The following is a 15,078-nucleotide window of genomic DNA, read 5'->3' as shown; positions in this document are numbered from 1 at the left end:
CCCCCCGTGACCCATGCCTTGGCCGTCGACATCGGCGGCACCAAGATCGCCGCCGCGCTCGTCGATCCCCGCGGCGTCGTCTCGCACCGCTGGACCCATCCCACGCCGCGTACCGACGACCCCGAGGAGATGTTCCGGACAGTGGAGCGGCTCGCCGCGCGCGTCGTGGCCACCGCCGGTGACATCGCGCGGAACGCACCGCTCGGCGTCGGCTCGGCCGGTCCGCTGGACCCGCGCGCCGGCACCGTGAGCCCGGTCAACATCCCCGCCTGGCGCGCGTTCGCGCTCGTGGACCGGCTCGCCGAGTCACTCGGCCGGCCCGTGGTGCTGGCCGGGGACGGGCACTGCTTCGCGCTCGGCGAGCACTTCGCCGGCGCCGGCGCCGGGTCGCGCGCGCTGCTCGGCGTGGTCGTCTCCACGGGCGTCGGCGGCGGCCTGGTGCTGGACGGCGCGCCCCGGTTCGGGCCCTCCGGGAACTCCGGGCACGTCGGCCACATGATCGTCGATCCCGAGGGCGAGCCGTGCGTGTGCGGCTCGCGCGGCTGTGTCGAGACGTACGCCTCCGGGCCGGGCATGGTGCGCTGGGCGCGCGGCCAGGGGTGGCGGGCCGGGGAGCCGGAGGCCGACGCCGTCGTGCTGGCCGCCGACGCCCGCGAGGGCCAGACGGTCGCCACCGCCGCGTTCGACCGCGCCGCCCGCGCCCTGGCCGGGGCGCTGCTGTCCACCGCGGCCGTCGTGGACCTCGACCTCGTCGTGGTCGGGGGTGGCGTCGCCCGGTCCGGGGACGCGCTGTTCGTCCCGCTGCGCACCTGGTTAGAGCGCCTGGCCGGGCTGGACTTCCTGCGGCGCGTACGGCTCCGCCCGTCCGCGCTCGGCGGCGACGCCGGGCTGGTCGGGGCCGCCGCGCTGACCCGGCGGCCCGTCCCGGCGGCGGGAGCGGTGACGTGAGCGCCCTGCCGCCCGGAGCGTACCGGCTCGACGGGACCGTGCGCACGTACGCCTGGGGATCCCGCAGCGCGATCGCCGGAGTCCAGGGCCGCTCCGTGCCGAGCCCGGAACCCGAGGCCGAGCTGTGGCTGGGCACACACCCCGGCGCCCCGTCCCGGATCGGCGGCCGGCCACTGGACGAGATCGTCGCCACCGATCCCCGGGGGGTCCTGGGGCCCGCCGTCGCCGCCGAGTTCGGGCCGCGCCTGCCGTACCTGATGAAGCTGCTGGCGGCCGAGGAGCCGCTGTCGCTGCAGGCCCACCCGGACGCGGAGCACGCGCGCGCGGCCTTCGCGGCCGAGGAGGCGGCGGGGCTGCCCCCGGAGCTGCGCAACTACCGAGACCCCCACCACAAGCCCGAGCTGCTCGTGGCCACGGGGGACTTCGAGGCGCTGTGCGGCTTCCGCGCCCCCGAGGCGGCGGCGGACCTGCTCGACCGGATCGACGTCCCCGTGCTGCGGCCCATCGCCGCCCTCCTGCGCGGCCCCGAGGGCCTGCGCGAGGCGTTCACCGCGGCCCTGACCCTCTCCCCGGCGGCCCGCACCGCCCTGGTCGCCGAGGTCGCGGCCGCGTGCGCCAAGCTCGGCGACGTGGACCCGGCCTACGAGGTCGCCGCCCGCCTGGCCGCCCACTACCCCGGCGACGCGGGCGTGATCGTCTCCCTCCTGCTCAATCACATACGGCTCGCGCCCGGCCAGGCCATCTGGATGCCCGCCGGGAACCCGCATGCGTACCTGCGCGGCGTGGGGGTCGAGGTGATGGCATCCGGCGACAACGTGCTGCGCGGCGGCCTCACCCCCAAGCGCGTGGACGTCCCCGAACTTCTCCGGGTCGTCCGCTTCGAACCCCTGCAGACGCCGGTCATGTCCCCGGAGCCGGTCGCCCCCGGCGTCGTCCGCTGGTCGCCCCCGGTCCGCGAGTTCGAGCTGACCCGCGCGACCCTGACCCTCGAGACCCCGCGCGCCGAGCTGGTCTCGGACGGCCCCCGCATCCTCCTCTGCGTGTCCGGCGCCATCACCGCCGGCCGGGGTGAGAACGCCCTGACCCTCACCGCCGGCACCGCCGCCTTCGTTCCCGCCGGCGTTCCCACCCTCCCCCTCACCGGCCGCGGCGACCTCTACCAGTCCACCCCCGCCCCGCCCCCCTGACCGGAGGTTGGACCGCTCCGCCAGGTCAGTCTGGAACGGCGCGTCTACCAGTCGGACCCTGCGCTGCACCGCCCCGGTCTCCGCCAGCACCTCATCGACCATCTCGAACGGAACGATCCGGGTCAGCTCCCCGATATGCCCCGGCGCGAACGCCCCAGCCGCTACCTGCACCGTCTTGGTTAGGGCAGTCTGTTCCAGCGGCGGAGCTCCTGTGGTGAGGATGTCTTGGAGTGACAGACCTCTTCTACAGCAGCTCCGCTGCCTTGTTCACAGGACTTGACCAACAGCCCCCACGCCTAACTGAACGGCGTTGGGTCTAGGGGTTGTAGAGGGCAGAGCTGCCGTAGAGCTTGTTGGTGAACGCCGAGATGTAGGAGGCCGTGTTCGCCGCGGTGAGGTTGTAGGTGAGGAATACGCCGTACCTCTCGTTGACCGTGCGCTGGGCGAGCCTCGCGGCGGTGGACGAACCGGTCGCGGTGAACGACACGGCGGCCGGGGAGAGGCGGGACTTGGAGCTCGGGCCGCTCGGCACGGACCAGGTGCCGTAGTACGGGTTCCAGGCGTAGTCGAAGGTGTTGGCGATGCTCACTCCGTTGTAGGTCAGGCTGCCCGAGGCCGGGCCGATGTCGTACAGCGTGATGAGCTTGTTCGGCAGCTTCTGGCGCAGAGCCGAGACCAGGTAGACGAATGAGAAGTCGTTCGGCTGACCGGTGCCGTTGTTGCCGTACCCGGCGTACTCGTCGTCGAAGTCGATGCCGTCGAGGCCGTACGTCGTCACCGCGTCGGCCAGCTCCTGGGCGAACGCGTCAGCGGCCTGCTGAGACGGGAAGTTCGCGAAGCCGGCGCCCTGGTGGTTGCCGAGGACGGACAACAGGACCTTGATGCCCTTCTGCTGCAGCGGGCGGACCTGGGTCGCCACGTTGTCGAGCACGTTCTGCACGTTCTCGTTGAAGTGCAGGTAGGCGTCCGTGCCGTTGTAGTTGATGTTGGCCGCAAAGATGACCGCGATGTCGAATACCTGCGCACCGCCCTCGGCGAGCGTGTACTTCGCAACGTTCGTCATGCTCTCGCTGTTGACCTCGACGTAGACGACCGAGATCGGTCCGGTCTTCACGCGTGGGCGGCGCTTGGCGTGTGCCGCGGTGGGCAACGCAACACCGGCGGCGGTCGCCGCCACGGCAGCCAGCAGGGTCCTTCTCCGCATCAGCGGTGCACTCATCGATCGACTCCTCGTCGCAGGGGGGCGGTCTGCTATAGCGGTTAAGTCCAGCTCACCATGTGACGAAGATTTAGGCGGGTACTGGAGATAAACCGGTATAGCTCATCGATCATCGATAGTTCAGGGCTCACTGTCAAGGTGTCGTCAGCGCAAGGTGACGACCTCGGGCCGGCCACCTCCACCTTTACTTCCACCTTCATCTCGGCCTCGGTGCCGGCTGGACCCGGCCCGATGGGCGGCCGCCCTCGCCACCTGACCACGGCACCACCAGCGTCCCGGTCACTCGGGCTCCGATGTCGAGCGGGATTGGCTGGCCAGGACGGACGGCTGACGGGTTCCGGGCGGGTGTGGCCGGCCCTCCGGAGCCTGTGATCTGGGCCTGACGTCCAAGCAGTGGGCGCGGCCGGTAGGCCGACGCAGTGGGCCGGAAGCAGAACGTCCAGGCCGCCGGAGCCGAGGGCCGGAATTCGCCTGCCGCTGGTCGCGGCTGTGGCCGCGACGGCCTTCTGCCCGTCATGCGTCGCAGTGATCTTGGTTTGCCGAGCTCGCCGGAGAAGCCCGTGGCAAGGTTCGCCGAAGCAGCCACTGCGCGGCCCGAGATCAACAATGCCTGCGAGGCTGACCGTCGCCGGCTGGGCCGACCGGGCAGCTCGGAGATCCCGATTGGTTCGCGGTTCAAAAGGATCAGCGAGCCCGGGCCGCCGACGGCTGTGAACCCCAACCTTTTATTGCAGGCTCTATAAATATTCACCATGAAGACCTTGCGGCGCGACACTGATGTCGGAATGATCCCGATAGGAGAGCCTGCACTTGGAACAACTTCCTCTGGAGTTTGTCAATAATGAGCAACCATGTGCCGTCCACCAGTGCGCACTCGGCACTGCTGCCCTGGTCCTGACTCGCACCCCGCACCCCGCACCGCCGCGGCGCCTCACCTGACAGCACTCCTCGCACGCCGCCGTTGAGACCGACCTCTCGATCCCCCCGGAAATCTCGCTCAAAGGAATGCCCATGCGCCTCTTGACCCCTCCCCTCGCGGTCGCCGTGGCCCTGGCCGGACTGCTCGCCGCCACGAACACCACCGCAGCCGCCGCCGACCGCGGCGCCAAACCGAGCTACAGGCTGGACTGCGACGGCGACGGCAAGGGCAGCACCTGCACTGTGGTCGCCACCGGCAAACCACGACCCCACCGCGTCGAAGAGTTCGTCACCACGGTCAGGAGAGGCGACCAGGTATGGGCGCGAGACACCCTCTACAGCCGTGAAGGGCAGGTACGCAGCCGCCCGTTCGTGCTCCCCGACAAGGACGTGACGGTCGACGTCTCCGTGACCTCGTTGCCGGAGAAGCACGTGGGCACACCGCTCCGGCTGATGGCGTGGAACCTCTTCGTCGGCGGCACGTTCGACCGCAAGGAGACCACCGGCGAGAACCTCACCCAGATGATCGACTACATGAACGAGGTCAACCCCGACATCCTCTTCGTGGTCGAGGGGTACGGGTCCGGTCAGAAGATCCTTGACGGGCTCAACGCCGGGCGGGCCGAGGGCGACCGTTTCACGGGCGTGCAGCTCACCACGCCCGAGGACTACAGCCACAACGGCGACAACCTGTGGCTGTACACCAAGCTCAAGGTCGAGAAGGTGTATCCGCGCTATGCCGACGCCGACATCGACTCCTTCAACATCGGCGGCGCCCGGCTGGGCCTGCCCAACGGCAAGCACGTCCACGCCTTCAGCCTTTGGACCTGGCACGACGGCTGGGCCTACGGCGACACCCACGACGCGGCGGTGCAGAACACCCACGGCCTCCCGCGCACCAAGACCGACGAACAGATCCTGGAGGGCGACAACCTCCGCCGGGTCGCCATGGGCAAGGCCATCCTCGAGAAGGCGATCCCGTCCTTCATCGGCGACGACGACGCGCCGGTGCTCATGGGCGGCGACCTCAACGCGCAGTCGCACCTGGACTGGAGCGAGCAGTTCGCCGATGCCCCCGGCCACGGCGGCGTGGTCCTGCCCTGGCCGTACACCAAGCTTTACACCGACGCCGGCTTCATGGACACCTTCCGCTACGCCAACGCCGACGCCGGCATGTACCCCGGCCGCACATGGAGCCCCTTCCACGGCATGGGCGCCATCCCCGGCCGCATCGACTACGTCTTCGCCCGCGGCAAGGACGTCCGCATCCTGGGCTCCCGTGCCGACATCCGGCGCCTGCCCCGCCACCAGCAGACTCCGCTCGACCCGCAGTACCCCTTCTACTCCGACCACGGCTCCGTCATCACCGACATCCTGGTCCGCGGCAAGGGCACCGGGCCCGACCGGGAACCCGTGACCGAAGAGCCCGGTAAGGGACGCCACATCTGGCCGACGGAGCCCGTCGGGCGCCGTATCCCGCCCGCCGAGCTCAAAGCCGCCGCCAGCACCTTCAAGCCCGGCGTCGGCGACCCGCGCAACGCCATCGACGGCAAGCTCACCACCGACTTCCACTCCGACTACCCCGTGGTCCCGCCGCAGCCGCACACCATCACCGTCGACCTCGGCCGGGTCAGGGAACTGTCGGCCGTACGGTTCCAGCCCAAGCTGCGCACGAACATGAACGGCACCATCCTCAAGGGGATGGTGCAGGTCAGCGACGACGGCATTACGTTCAGGGACGTCACGGCCGTCGAGTGGCCCCGCATGACCGCGCCCAACGACGTCAGCCTCCAGGGCATCTCGGCCCGATACATCAGGCTGCGCTCCGACTACGGCATCGGCGGCGCCTCCGCCCTCGCAGAGATCATCCCCTACGAGAAAGCCTGACAACGAGGGTCGGCCGAGCAAGGTGAATCCTGCTCGGCCGACCCTTCGAGAGCTGAGGCGTCAGGGGAGACGCCGAGGGGCGGCGGGGCTGGAGCTGGTCCCTTCCAGCGAGAAGAGCCACTCGTCCACATGGTCCAGCGCCAGGCAGGCTCCGCCCAAGGCGACGCATTCCTCGCCGAGCGTCGAGGGGCGGATGTCGGGAAGGCGCAGGCAGTGGGGTTCGAGGGCCCGGTTGAGAGCGGGAAGCAGGACGTCGGCCGAGCGGGAGAAGCCACCGCCCAGGACGACCAGCTCAGGATCCAGCGTCAGCACCATGGCGGCGGTGCCGAGGGCGAGGTGGCGAGCGTAGACATCGACGGCAGCGCGGGCTTCGGGGTCTCCGGCGCGGGCCGCGTCGAAGACGAATCGCGCGGCCTCCTGGGGCGATGCGCCTGCGGCCGCGGGACAGCTCTCCAGGCGGCCGGCCATGGTGCGCCATCCGGTGATCTCCATGAGGCCGACCTCGCCGGTGGCCCCGCTGAACCCGTGGTGAAGCTGGCCGTTGAGGATGATCGCAGCGCCGGGTCGGCGGCCGACGTGCAGGTAGACGAGGTCTCGAACGCCTGCCGCGACGCCGAGCCGCTGCTCGGCGAGGGCGGCGAGCTTGCTGTCGTTCTCGATGGTGATCGGGCAGGGCAGCCGCTGCCCGAGATGGCCGGCGAGGTCGACTCCGGGCCAGTCGGGGAGGTCGTCGACCCGGGTGACCAGCCCTTCCCGGTTGACGACGCCGGTGCTCCCCGCGGTGGCGCCCCACAGGTCGGAGGCTGCCAGGCCGGAGGCGACGAGCGCGGCGTCGATGGCCCTCCACGCGGCCTCCAGCCGCTCATGCCGGGCAGTGTGCCGGTCGACGGCGACCCGGCCGCTGGAGACGGTCCGGCCCGCGAGGTCGGTGACCACGGCCAGGACCTTGTGGACTCCCACGTCGATGCCCAGCACATGCCCGGCGTCGGTGCGGAAACGGTAGCGCTTGGCGGGCCTGCCCAAAGTGCCCGGTGCGGGCTCGACCTCGGCGATCCAGCCACGTTGCTGGAGCTCGGCGACGACGTCGCCCACGGAGGCTCGCGACAGCCCGGTCTGCGTGACCAGCTCGGTGAGCGTCAGTGGTGCGCACGCCTCACGCAGGGCGCGAAGACTGTTCAGAATGTTCTGCTGACGCAGCCACTGAAGGTCCCCACCACTGACCTGCACGGGTTTGCTCCTCACTATCAACGGTCTCTGAATTATGTCGCCCTCGTCCAGCTTGATCATCCGGCACAGGAGGTCTTGACGGCAAGACCGTATCTATGAATATCTATGGAGCCTGTAATAAAGGGGGTCTGTGAATGACAGTGACCATAGCCGTCGTCGGGGCGGGAGCGCGCGGCCAGATCTACGCCAGGGCGGCGGCTGCCGACGGCCGGGCGCGGATCGTGGCCGTGGCCGACCCGGACCCGGCGAGGCGGGCCGCGCTGGCCGCCGAGCACGACCTGCCGGAGCAGGCCTGCTTCACGGGATGGGCCGACCTGGCCGCGGTGCCGAAGCTGGCTGATGCCGTGGTCATCGCGACCCAGGACCGGTTGCACGTCGAGCCGGCGGTTGCCTTCGCCGAGCTGGGCTATGCCATCCTGCTGGAGAAACCGCTGGCCCCCACCGAAGTGGAGGCCCGCCGTATCGTCGAGGCGGTCGAGCGCAGCGGCGTCGTCTTCGCGATCTGCCACGTGCTCCGCTACACCGCCTACACCAAGGCGTTCAAGGAGCTCCTGGGCAGCGGCAGGCTGGGCTCGATCTCCAGCGTCCAGCACCTGGAGCCGGTGGGCTGGTGGCACATGGCCCATTCCTTCGTGCGGGGCGCCTGGCGCAATGCGGCCGAATCAGGGCCGATGCTGCTGACCAAGTCCTGTCACGACATCGACTGGCTGCTCCACCTCGTCGGCGAGAAGCCGGTCGCCGTGTCGTCCTTCGGCTCGCTGACCCACTTCCGGCCGGAGAATCGGCCGGAGGGCGCAAGCACGCGTTGCGTGAGCTGCCCGGTCGAGCCGACCTGCCCCTACTCGGCCCCACGCCTCTACCTGGGCTGCCTCGGTGATCCGGACCGGGAGTTCTGGCCGCTCGGCGCCGTCACCTCCGACGCAACCGTGGCAGGCGTCACGCACGCGCTGGAGACCGGCCCCTACGGCCGCTGCGTCTACGACTGCGACAACGACGTGGTGGATCAGCAGGTCGTCACGTTGGAATTCGCGGGGGGCGCGACCGCGTCCTTCACGATGACGGCGTTCACGCCGCTGGAGCACCGCAAGACCCGCGTCTTCGGCACGTACGGCTTCGCCGAGGGAGACGGGCGCCACATCAGGATCGTCGACTTCGTGACCGGTGCCGAGGAAACGCTCGACACCGGGACGAACGCCGGCGCATCGCTGGCCGATGGCCATGGCGGTGGCGACGCGGGCCTGATCAGGGCGTTCATCGACGCCGTGGCCGCCGGAGACCCGGCCCCGCTCGGCGCCGACCCCGCCGAAGCCCTGCTCGGGCACCTCGTCGTCTGGGGCGCCGAACGCGCCCGCGAGACCCGGACGGTGCAGGCACTGTGATCCCGATCCCGGCGCCTTCCCGCTGCACACTCGGAGAAGGGCGGTTCACCTTCACCGCCGCGACGCCGTTGACCGCCGACCCGGTGCTGGCCGGCGCCGCGACGTGGCTCCGCCAGGCCCTCACCCCGGCTACGGGTCTACCGCTGCTCGAAGGCCCCGGCGGGGTCGAGATCCGCCACGCCGTGGGCCTCGGGCCCGAGGAATATCGGCTCACCGTCACGACGGAGTCCGTGCTGATCGAGGCCTCGGCCCAGGCCGGTGCCTTCTACGGGGCGCAGACTCTTCGCCAGCTGCTCGACCCGGCCGCCTTCCGCACCGGCCGTACCGGAGACAGAACCTGGAGCATCCCCGCGATCGAGATCGCCGACGCCCCCAAGTACGGCTGGCGCGGCTGCCTCATCGACGTCGCGCGGCACTTCCTGCCCAAGAACGACCTGCTGAGATACATCGACCTGCTGGCCGCGCACAAGCTCAACGTCCTCCATCTGCACCTGACGGACGATCAGGGCTGGCGGTTGGAGATCAGGAAGTACCCGAAGCTCACGGAGATCGGCGCCTGGCGGCGCGAGTCCCCGCTGGGAGCCAAGCAGCATCGCCTGTTCGACGGGCGCCCGCACGGCGGCTTCTACAGCCAGGACGACATCAGGGAGATCGTCTCCTACGCCGCCGACCGCTCCGTCACGATCGTCCCGGAGATCGACCTTCCCGGCCACACTCAGGCTGCCATCGCCGCCTACCCCGAGCTCGGCAACCTCGACGTCCCCCTGGAGGTGCGCACCGAGTGGGGCGTCGGCGAGAACGTGCTCAACGTCTCCGACGACACGATCGCCTTCTTCACCGACGTCCTCGACGAGGTCCTCGAACTCTTCCCCGGCGAGTACGTCTGCGTCGGCGGCGACGAGACCCCCAAGACACAGTGGAACGAGAGCGTTCCCGCCAAGGAGCGCATCCGTGACCTCGGCCTGCGCGACGCCGATGAGCTGCAGAGCTGGCTCATGCGGCACTTCACCGACTACCTGCTGGCGCGCGGGCGCAAGCCGCTCGGCTGGGACGAACTCCTGGAGGGTGGCCTGCCGCTGGGCGTCACCGTCGCCGCCTGGCGCGGCGACAGGTGCGCGGCGATGGCCGCGCGAGCCGGCCACGACGTTGTCGTCTCCCCGTTCGCCGAGACGTACCTGGATTTCCGCCAGGCGGAGGGCGATCAGGAGCCGGTGCCGATCGGCAGCGTGACCTCCCTGCGCGCTGTCCACGCCTTCGATCCGGTTTCCCCTGGCCTCACCGGGGAGGAGCGGAGCAGGATCCTCGGCGCGCAAGCGGCGCTGTGGACCGAGCACATCGACTCGCCCCGGCTCCTCGACTACATGGCCTTCCCGCGACTGGCCGCCTTCGCCGAGGCGATGTGGAGCGACGAGCGCGACTTCGAGGACTTTCTCGTACGGCTCGCCGTACACGAAAAGCGGCTCGACGCCCTGGGTGTGGAATATCGTCCGGCCGCCGGTCCGCACCCCTGGCAGCAACGCCCTGATGCTCCCGGCCATCCCCGGACCAGGGCCGAGATCGACCGCGTGCTCGCCGGCTGGACCTCCAGCCTGCGGCCCTGAACACCCCCCGACCCCCCTTGGAGCCAAACGTGCGTTTCCGCCTACCCCTTGCCTGCCTCGCCGGCCTTGCCGTCATGACTGCCGGCTGTAGTTCCTCCAGCCAGCCGGAGGCCTCAGGAAAGGCCACGATCAGCTACGCCATCTGGGACAAGAACGACCAGGCGAGCGCGGAGAAGATCATCGCGGCCTTCCAGCAGGCCAATCCCAATGTCGCGGTGAAGCTCGAGATCACCCCGTGGGACCAGTACTGGACCAAGCTCCAGACGGCCGCGTCCGGCGGTGCCGCCCCCGACGTGTTCTGGATGAACAGCCTCAATGTCCGCATGTACGCCAAGGGGGGAATCATCACCCCGATCGAGGAGTCGAAGGCCCAGGGCCTTCCCCCGGCGGTCGTCGACGGGTACCGCTACGACGGCAAGCTGTACGGCCTGCCGCACAACGTGAGCATCCCGGCGCTCTGGTACGACAAGAAGCTCTTCGACGCCGCCGGAGTGGCCTACCCCACCGCCGACTGGACCTGGGACGACGTCAAGGCTGCGGCCAAGAAGCTGACCGACCCGTCCAAGAAGCAGTTCGGCATCCTCGCCCACATGTGGGACCAGGGCGCCTTCTACCCCACGATGCTCCAGGCGGGCGGCCACGTGCTGTCGCAGGACGGCAAGAAGAGCGGCTTCGACGATCCCGCCTCGATCCAGGGCCTGGAGTACTGGACCGGCATGATCAAGGACAAGGTCGGCCCCGTGGCGGAGGTATACACCGACACCGACCCCATCACGCTCTTCCAGTCTGGCAAGTACGGCATGCTGTACGGCGGCGTCTGGTTCGCCCCCACCTTCTGGGCCAACCCCGAGATCCGCGAGCGGATCGACGTGGCCCCGCTGCCCAAGGGCCCTGGCAAGGAAGCCGTCATCCTGCTCGGCCTGGCCAACGCCGTCTCGGCCAAGAGCGAGCATCCGAAGGAGTCGGCGGCCTTCGCCGAGTTCGTCGCCTCCGAGCAGGCCCAGAGGATCCTCAGCGACAGCGGCGGCGGCGCCCTCTCGCTCCGCGACGGCACGCAGGAGGGCTGGTTCAAGGCCTTCCCCTCCTTCCACCTGAAGGAGACCTACGACGCTTCGATGCCGTACGGCGTGCCGTACCCGGTGTCACTGAACACCGCGCAGTGGCAGGACGTGCAGAACAAGCTGCTCGCCGAGGCCTGGGCAGGCAAGCGGCCGGTGGCCGACGTCGCCAAGGAGATCGCGACGCAGATGAACGAGATCCTGGCCAAGGAGTAACCGATGCACTCCAAGCGCGAGTGGGCGTGGGGGTACCTCCTCATCGCCCCGATGGCGCTGGGCCTGGCCGTCTTCTACCTGTGGCCCATCGCCCAGACCCTGTATCTCAGCATGACCGAGTCGGGCGTCTTCGGCGGCTACACCTGGGTGGGGACGGCCAACTTCGCCGACCTGTTCACCGACGAGGAGATGTACGGCGCGCTCGGCAACACCCTGCTCTACTCGGTGCTGGTGCTGGCCGGCGTGCCGCTGTCCATCGTCGTCGCGGCGCTGCTGAACGTGCCGGGGCTGCGCGGGCTGAGCCTTTACCGGACCCTCTACTTCCTGCCCGTGGTCACAATGCCCGCCGCGGTGGGCCTGACCTGGAGATACCTGTTCAACGGCGACTTCGGGGCGATCAACCACGTCCTGGGCACGCTGGGGATCGACGGGCCGTACTGGCTCGGCGACCCCGACTTCGCGATCTACGCCATCGCGGGCGTCGGGATCTGGAGCTCGATCGGCTACAACGCGGTGTTGTTCCTGGCCGGGCTGCAAGGCATTCCGCGTCACTACTACGAGGCCGCCGAGATCGACGGAGCCGGGCGGTTACGGCAGTTCTTCCGCATCACGCTGCCGTTGCTCACGCCCACCACGTTCTTCGTCGTGGTCATCACGATGATCAACGCGCTGCAGGTCTTCGACCTCGTCTATCTCATGATCGACCTGAAGAGCCCGGCCCTGGAGGGCAGCCGCACGATCGTCTACCTCTTCTACGAGACGGGCTTCGTGCAGAACCGGCGCGGGCTCGCCGCGGCGATCGCCGTCATCCTGCTCGGGCTGATCCTGGTGCTGACCGCGATCCAGTTCAGGCTGCAGAAGAAGTGGGTGCATTATGAGTAAGCCCAGGACCTGGCCGGCGCATGTGTTCCTGGCCGCCGGCGCGCTGGTGATGCTCGCACCGTTCGCGTGGCAGCTCGTGGTCTCGCTGCAGACGCTGCCGGACTCGCTGCGGGTGCCGCCGAAGTTCACGCCCTCCTGGCAGTGGTCGAACTTCGCCGACGTGTTCCGGTCGGTGCCGCTGGCCAGGCAGTTCCTCAACACGGTCGTGGTCTCCGCCGCCGTGACCGCCGGACAGTTGCTGCTGTGCTCGCTGGCCGCGTTCGCCTTCGCGCGGCTGCGCTTTCCCGGCAGGGGTGCCTTGTTCCTGCTCTTCCTGGCCGTGCTGATGGTGCCCGGAGAGCTGTTCCTCATTCCGCGGTACGAGATCATGCAGGGGCTCGGTTGGCTGAACTCGCTGCAGGCGCTGATAGCGCCGGGCGTGTTCGGCGCGTTCGGCACCTTCATGCTCCGGCAGTTCTTCCTGTCGTTGCCCAAGGAGCTGGACGAGGCGGCCTCGATCGACGGGGCCAGCCCGCTGCAGATCTACTGGCACATCCTGCTCCCGTTGGTCAGACCCGGCCTGCTGGCGCTCGGCCTGCTGACCGTCATGTGGTCGTGGAGCAGCCTGCTCTGGCCGCTGGTGGTCAATACCGACCCGGAGATGATGACGCTGTCGGCCGGCCTCGCCTCGCTGCGCGGCCAGTTCCTGACCAACTTCCCGATCCTGTTCGCCGGGTCGGTCGTGGCCTCGCTGCCCGTGATCGTTCTCTTTGTCGTCATGCAACGTCAGCTCATCGCCGGCATCGCCTTCACCGGCTCGAAGGGGTGATCCGGCAGCTTTCTCAGCCGATGCGCCCGGCCGCGTCCGCGACCGCCCGCAACGCGGTCAAGATCCGCTGCCAGGACCCATCCCGTTGCAACCGCCGGAACAGCGCGTACACCGCCGGCCAGGATTCGTGGCAGGAGGACACGCCGCGCTGGGAGGCCAACCACCCCTCAGCCGTGTCACCGACCCGCCGGGACAGTACGGCCGGCGCTGCCGGCGGGGCGGGGACGGTTCAACCTGCCAGCAGGGCGGCCAGGTCTTCGGGCACCGGCTGCGGCCGGGTCAGCGGGACGGTGGCGCGGCCGGTGTTGCCCTCGGGGTAGCGGCCCAGCGCGGAGCCGGGCGCGGCCACGATGATCCGGATGATCTGCCCGAAGGCTTCCCGCCGGTCGCGCTGGGCGATGGCCAGGGCGAACATGGCGATGTGGTTGCGGGTGTGCGGCCAGGGCCAGGGCTGGGAGATGATGTGCGCCCGCTCCAGGTGCCGCCAGCGGGCCTCGGCGTCGGCGGTGGTGCGGGCGGCGTTCATCTCGCTGTCGTAGGCGGCCCGCGCGCGGGCGGGCATCCGGCGGCCGATCATCCGGCGTCCTTTCGGTCGTTTCGGCAGCAGTCATCGGCGCATCCGGCCGAATCCGACGCGGTCGCGGAGGCAGGCGTGGCGGAGATGCCGGAGGCGAGGGGGTTCGGGGCGCAGCAGCCGTCCCCGCGCCAGGCCGCGCGGCCCTCCTTGACCGCCACACCGGCGATCACGAGCGCGGCGATCGGGTCGGCCCAGGACCAGCCGAACAGGCTGTTGAGCGCCAGGCCCACCAGCAGCACCGCCGACAGGTAGGTGCACAGCAGGGTCTGCTTGGAATCGGCCACGGCCGAGGCGGAGCCGAGCTCGCGGCCGGCGCGCCGCTGCGCGGCCGACAGGAACGGCATGACCAGCAGCGACAAGGCGGCCAGGGCCAGGCCGGCGGTGGAGTGCTCGGCCTCGCCGGCGCCGAGCAGGGCGCGCACCGCGTCGAGGGTGACGTAGGCGGCCAGCGCGAAGAACGAGACGGCGATGACGCGCAGCGCGCTCTTCTCCCGCCGCTCGTGGTCGGCCGCGCTGAACTGCCAGGCGACCGCGGCGGCGGATGCGACCTCGACGACGGAGTCCAGGCCGAACCCGACCAGGGCGGCGGAGGAGGCGAGGGTCCCGGCGGTGATCGCCACGACCGCCTCGATGAGGTTGTAGGTGATGGTCGCGGCCACCAGCAGCCGAACGCGCCTGATGAGTGTGGCGCGACGAGCCGGGCTGGGGCCCAGCGCGATGGCGGCCATCAGCAGCAGTTCTTGTCGGCCGCGTCCGGGCAGGTGCTGTCGGCGGCGACGGCGACCACTGCGGTGCGCAGGTCGTCCAGCGCATGCCCGAGCCTGGGGTCGGCCAGCTCATAGCGGGTGCGGCGGCCGACCGGCACGGCGACCACCAGGCCGCAGTCGCGCAGGCAGGCCAGATGGTTGGACAGCCGGGTGCGGGATATGCCCAGCAGCTCGGCCAGGTCGGCGGGGTGAGCCGGGGCCTCGCGCAGCGCGAGCAGGATGCGGCAGCGGATCGGATCGGCCAGCGCCCGGCCGAAACGGGCCAGCACCTCGATCTCGGGGGCGATCGTCAACATGCCAACAGAATACACGAAAGCCTGAATTCAGGAAGTTATGGACACTCGCCGATGGAGTCGCTATCTTGCAACATATGAACAGGTATTCAGATATCGAGGTTGCCGGCC

Annotated in this window: 13 protein-coding genes and 1 pseudogene; 8 read left to right on the top strand and 6 right to left on the bottom strand. The window is 69.8% G+C overall.

What is annotated here, in order from left to right; genetic code table 11:
* Window positions 1–6 precede the first annotated feature (6 nt).
* Together SROS_RS53160 and manA are read left to right on the top strand one after the other, a co-directional pair.
* A complete protein-coding gene (locus SROS_RS53160) occupies window positions 7–948 on the top strand; it encodes an ROK family protein (RefSeq protein WP_012891533.1) in 942 nt (313 codons plus the stop codon).
* The gene (gene manA / locus SROS_RS24140) at window positions 945–2,135 is read left to right on the top strand and encodes a mannose-6-phosphate isomerase, class I (RefSeq protein WP_012891532.1); all 1,191 of its coding nucleotides are present in this window, start codon (window positions 945–947) and stop codon (window positions 2,133–2,135) included. Before SROS_RS53160 ends, manA begins: the two co-directional genes overlap by 4 nt.
* A gap of 57 nt (window positions 2,136–2,192) precedes the next feature.
* Here manA and SROS_RS54505 read toward each other — a convergent pair.
* Window positions 2,193–2,306, bottom strand: a pseudogene (locus tag SROS_RS54505) (transposase domain-containing protein); the annotation flags it as partial.
* Between the two features lie 145 nt (window positions 2,307–2,451).
* The gene (locus SROS_RS24135) at window positions 2,452–3,354 is read right to left on the bottom strand and encodes an endo-beta-N-acetylglucosaminidase H (RefSeq protein ID WP_012891531.1); all 903 of its coding nucleotides are present in this window, start codon (window positions 3,352–3,354) and stop codon (window positions 2,452–2,454) included.
* Window positions 3,355–4,365: 1,011 nt separating this feature from the next.
* Here SROS_RS24135 and SROS_RS24130 point away from each other — a divergent pair.
* Window positions 4,366–6,159 carry a discoidin domain-containing protein gene (locus tag SROS_RS24130; RefSeq protein WP_012891530.1) on the top strand — a complete coding sequence of 598 codons (1,794 nt, stop codon included), beginning with the start codon at window positions 4,366–4,368 and terminating at the stop codon, window positions 6,157–6,159.
* Window positions 6,160–6,219: 60 nt separating this feature from the next.
* On the opposite strand, the gene SROS_RS24125 is transcribed toward SROS_RS24130, so the two are convergent.
* On the bottom strand, window positions 6,220–7,386 hold the full coding sequence (locus SROS_RS24125; RefSeq protein WP_012891529.1) for an ROK family protein: 1,167 nt from the start codon (window positions 7,384–7,386) through the stop codon (window positions 6,220–6,222).
* Between the two features lie 134 nt (window positions 7,387–7,520).
* On the opposite strand from SROS_RS24125, the gene SROS_RS24120 reads away from it, so the two are divergent.
* From SROS_RS24120 to SROS_RS24100, 5 genes are all read left to right on the top strand, one after another.
* Window positions 7,521–8,765: a Gfo/Idh/MocA family protein gene (locus SROS_RS24120; protein WP_012891528.1), complete on the top strand. Its 1,245-nt coding sequence runs from the start codon at window positions 7,521–7,523 to the stop codon at window positions 8,763–8,765.
* Window positions 8,762–10,366, top strand: coding sequence for a beta-N-acetylhexosaminidase (locus SROS_RS24115; protein ID WP_012891527.1), 1,605 nt, complete (start codon window positions 8,762–8,764; stop codon window positions 10,364–10,366). Before SROS_RS24120 ends, SROS_RS24115 begins: the two co-directional genes overlap by 4 nt.
* 74 nt (window positions 10,367–10,440) lie before the next feature.
* A complete protein-coding gene (locus SROS_RS24110; protein WP_043656549.1) occupies window positions 10,441–11,640 on the top strand; it encodes an ABC transporter substrate-binding protein in 1,200 nt (399 codons plus the stop codon).
* Window positions 11,641–11,643: 3 nt separating this feature from the next.
* A complete protein-coding gene (locus SROS_RS24105) occupies window positions 11,644–12,522 on the top strand; it encodes a carbohydrate ABC transporter permease (protein WP_012891525.1) in 879 nt (292 codons plus the stop codon).
* A complete protein-coding gene (locus tag SROS_RS24100) occupies window positions 12,515–13,330 on the top strand; it encodes a carbohydrate ABC transporter permease (protein ID WP_012891524.1) in 816 nt (271 codons plus the stop codon). The genes SROS_RS24105 and SROS_RS24100 overlap by 8 nt, the downstream gene beginning before the upstream one ends.
* Before the next feature lie 229 nt (window positions 13,331–13,559).
* Here the strand turns inward: SROS_RS24100 and SROS_RS24090 are convergent, their stop codons facing one another.
* From SROS_RS24090 to SROS_RS24080, 3 genes are read right to left on the bottom strand one after another with little or no spacing between them, the layout of a single operon-like run.
* Window positions 13,560–13,907, bottom strand: a complete 348-nt coding sequence (locus tag SROS_RS24090; RefSeq protein WP_012891522.1) for a DUF3703 domain-containing protein — start codon at window positions 13,905–13,907, stop codon at window positions 13,560–13,562.
* Window positions 13,904–14,635, bottom strand: coding sequence for a cation efflux transmembrane domain-containing protein (locus SROS_RS24085; protein WP_012891521.1), 732 nt, complete (start codon window positions 14,633–14,635; stop codon window positions 13,904–13,906). Before SROS_RS24085 ends, SROS_RS24090 begins: the two co-directional genes overlap by 4 nt.
* Window positions 14,635–14,970, bottom strand: a complete 336-nt coding sequence (locus tag SROS_RS24080; protein WP_012891520.1) for an ArsR/SmtB family transcription factor — start codon at window positions 14,968–14,970, stop codon at window positions 14,635–14,637. Before SROS_RS24080 ends, SROS_RS24085 begins: the two co-directional genes overlap by 1 nt.
* Window positions 14,971–15,078: the final 108 nt, after the last annotated feature.

Source organism: Streptosporangium roseum DSM 43021 (assembly GCF_000024865.1).
Lineage (GTDB): Bacteria > Actinomycetota > Actinomycetes > Streptosporangiales > Streptosporangiaceae > Streptosporangium > Streptosporangium roseum.
Note: the sequence above shows the minus strand (reverse complement) of the source record. Positions and strands in the feature narration are given on the sequence as shown.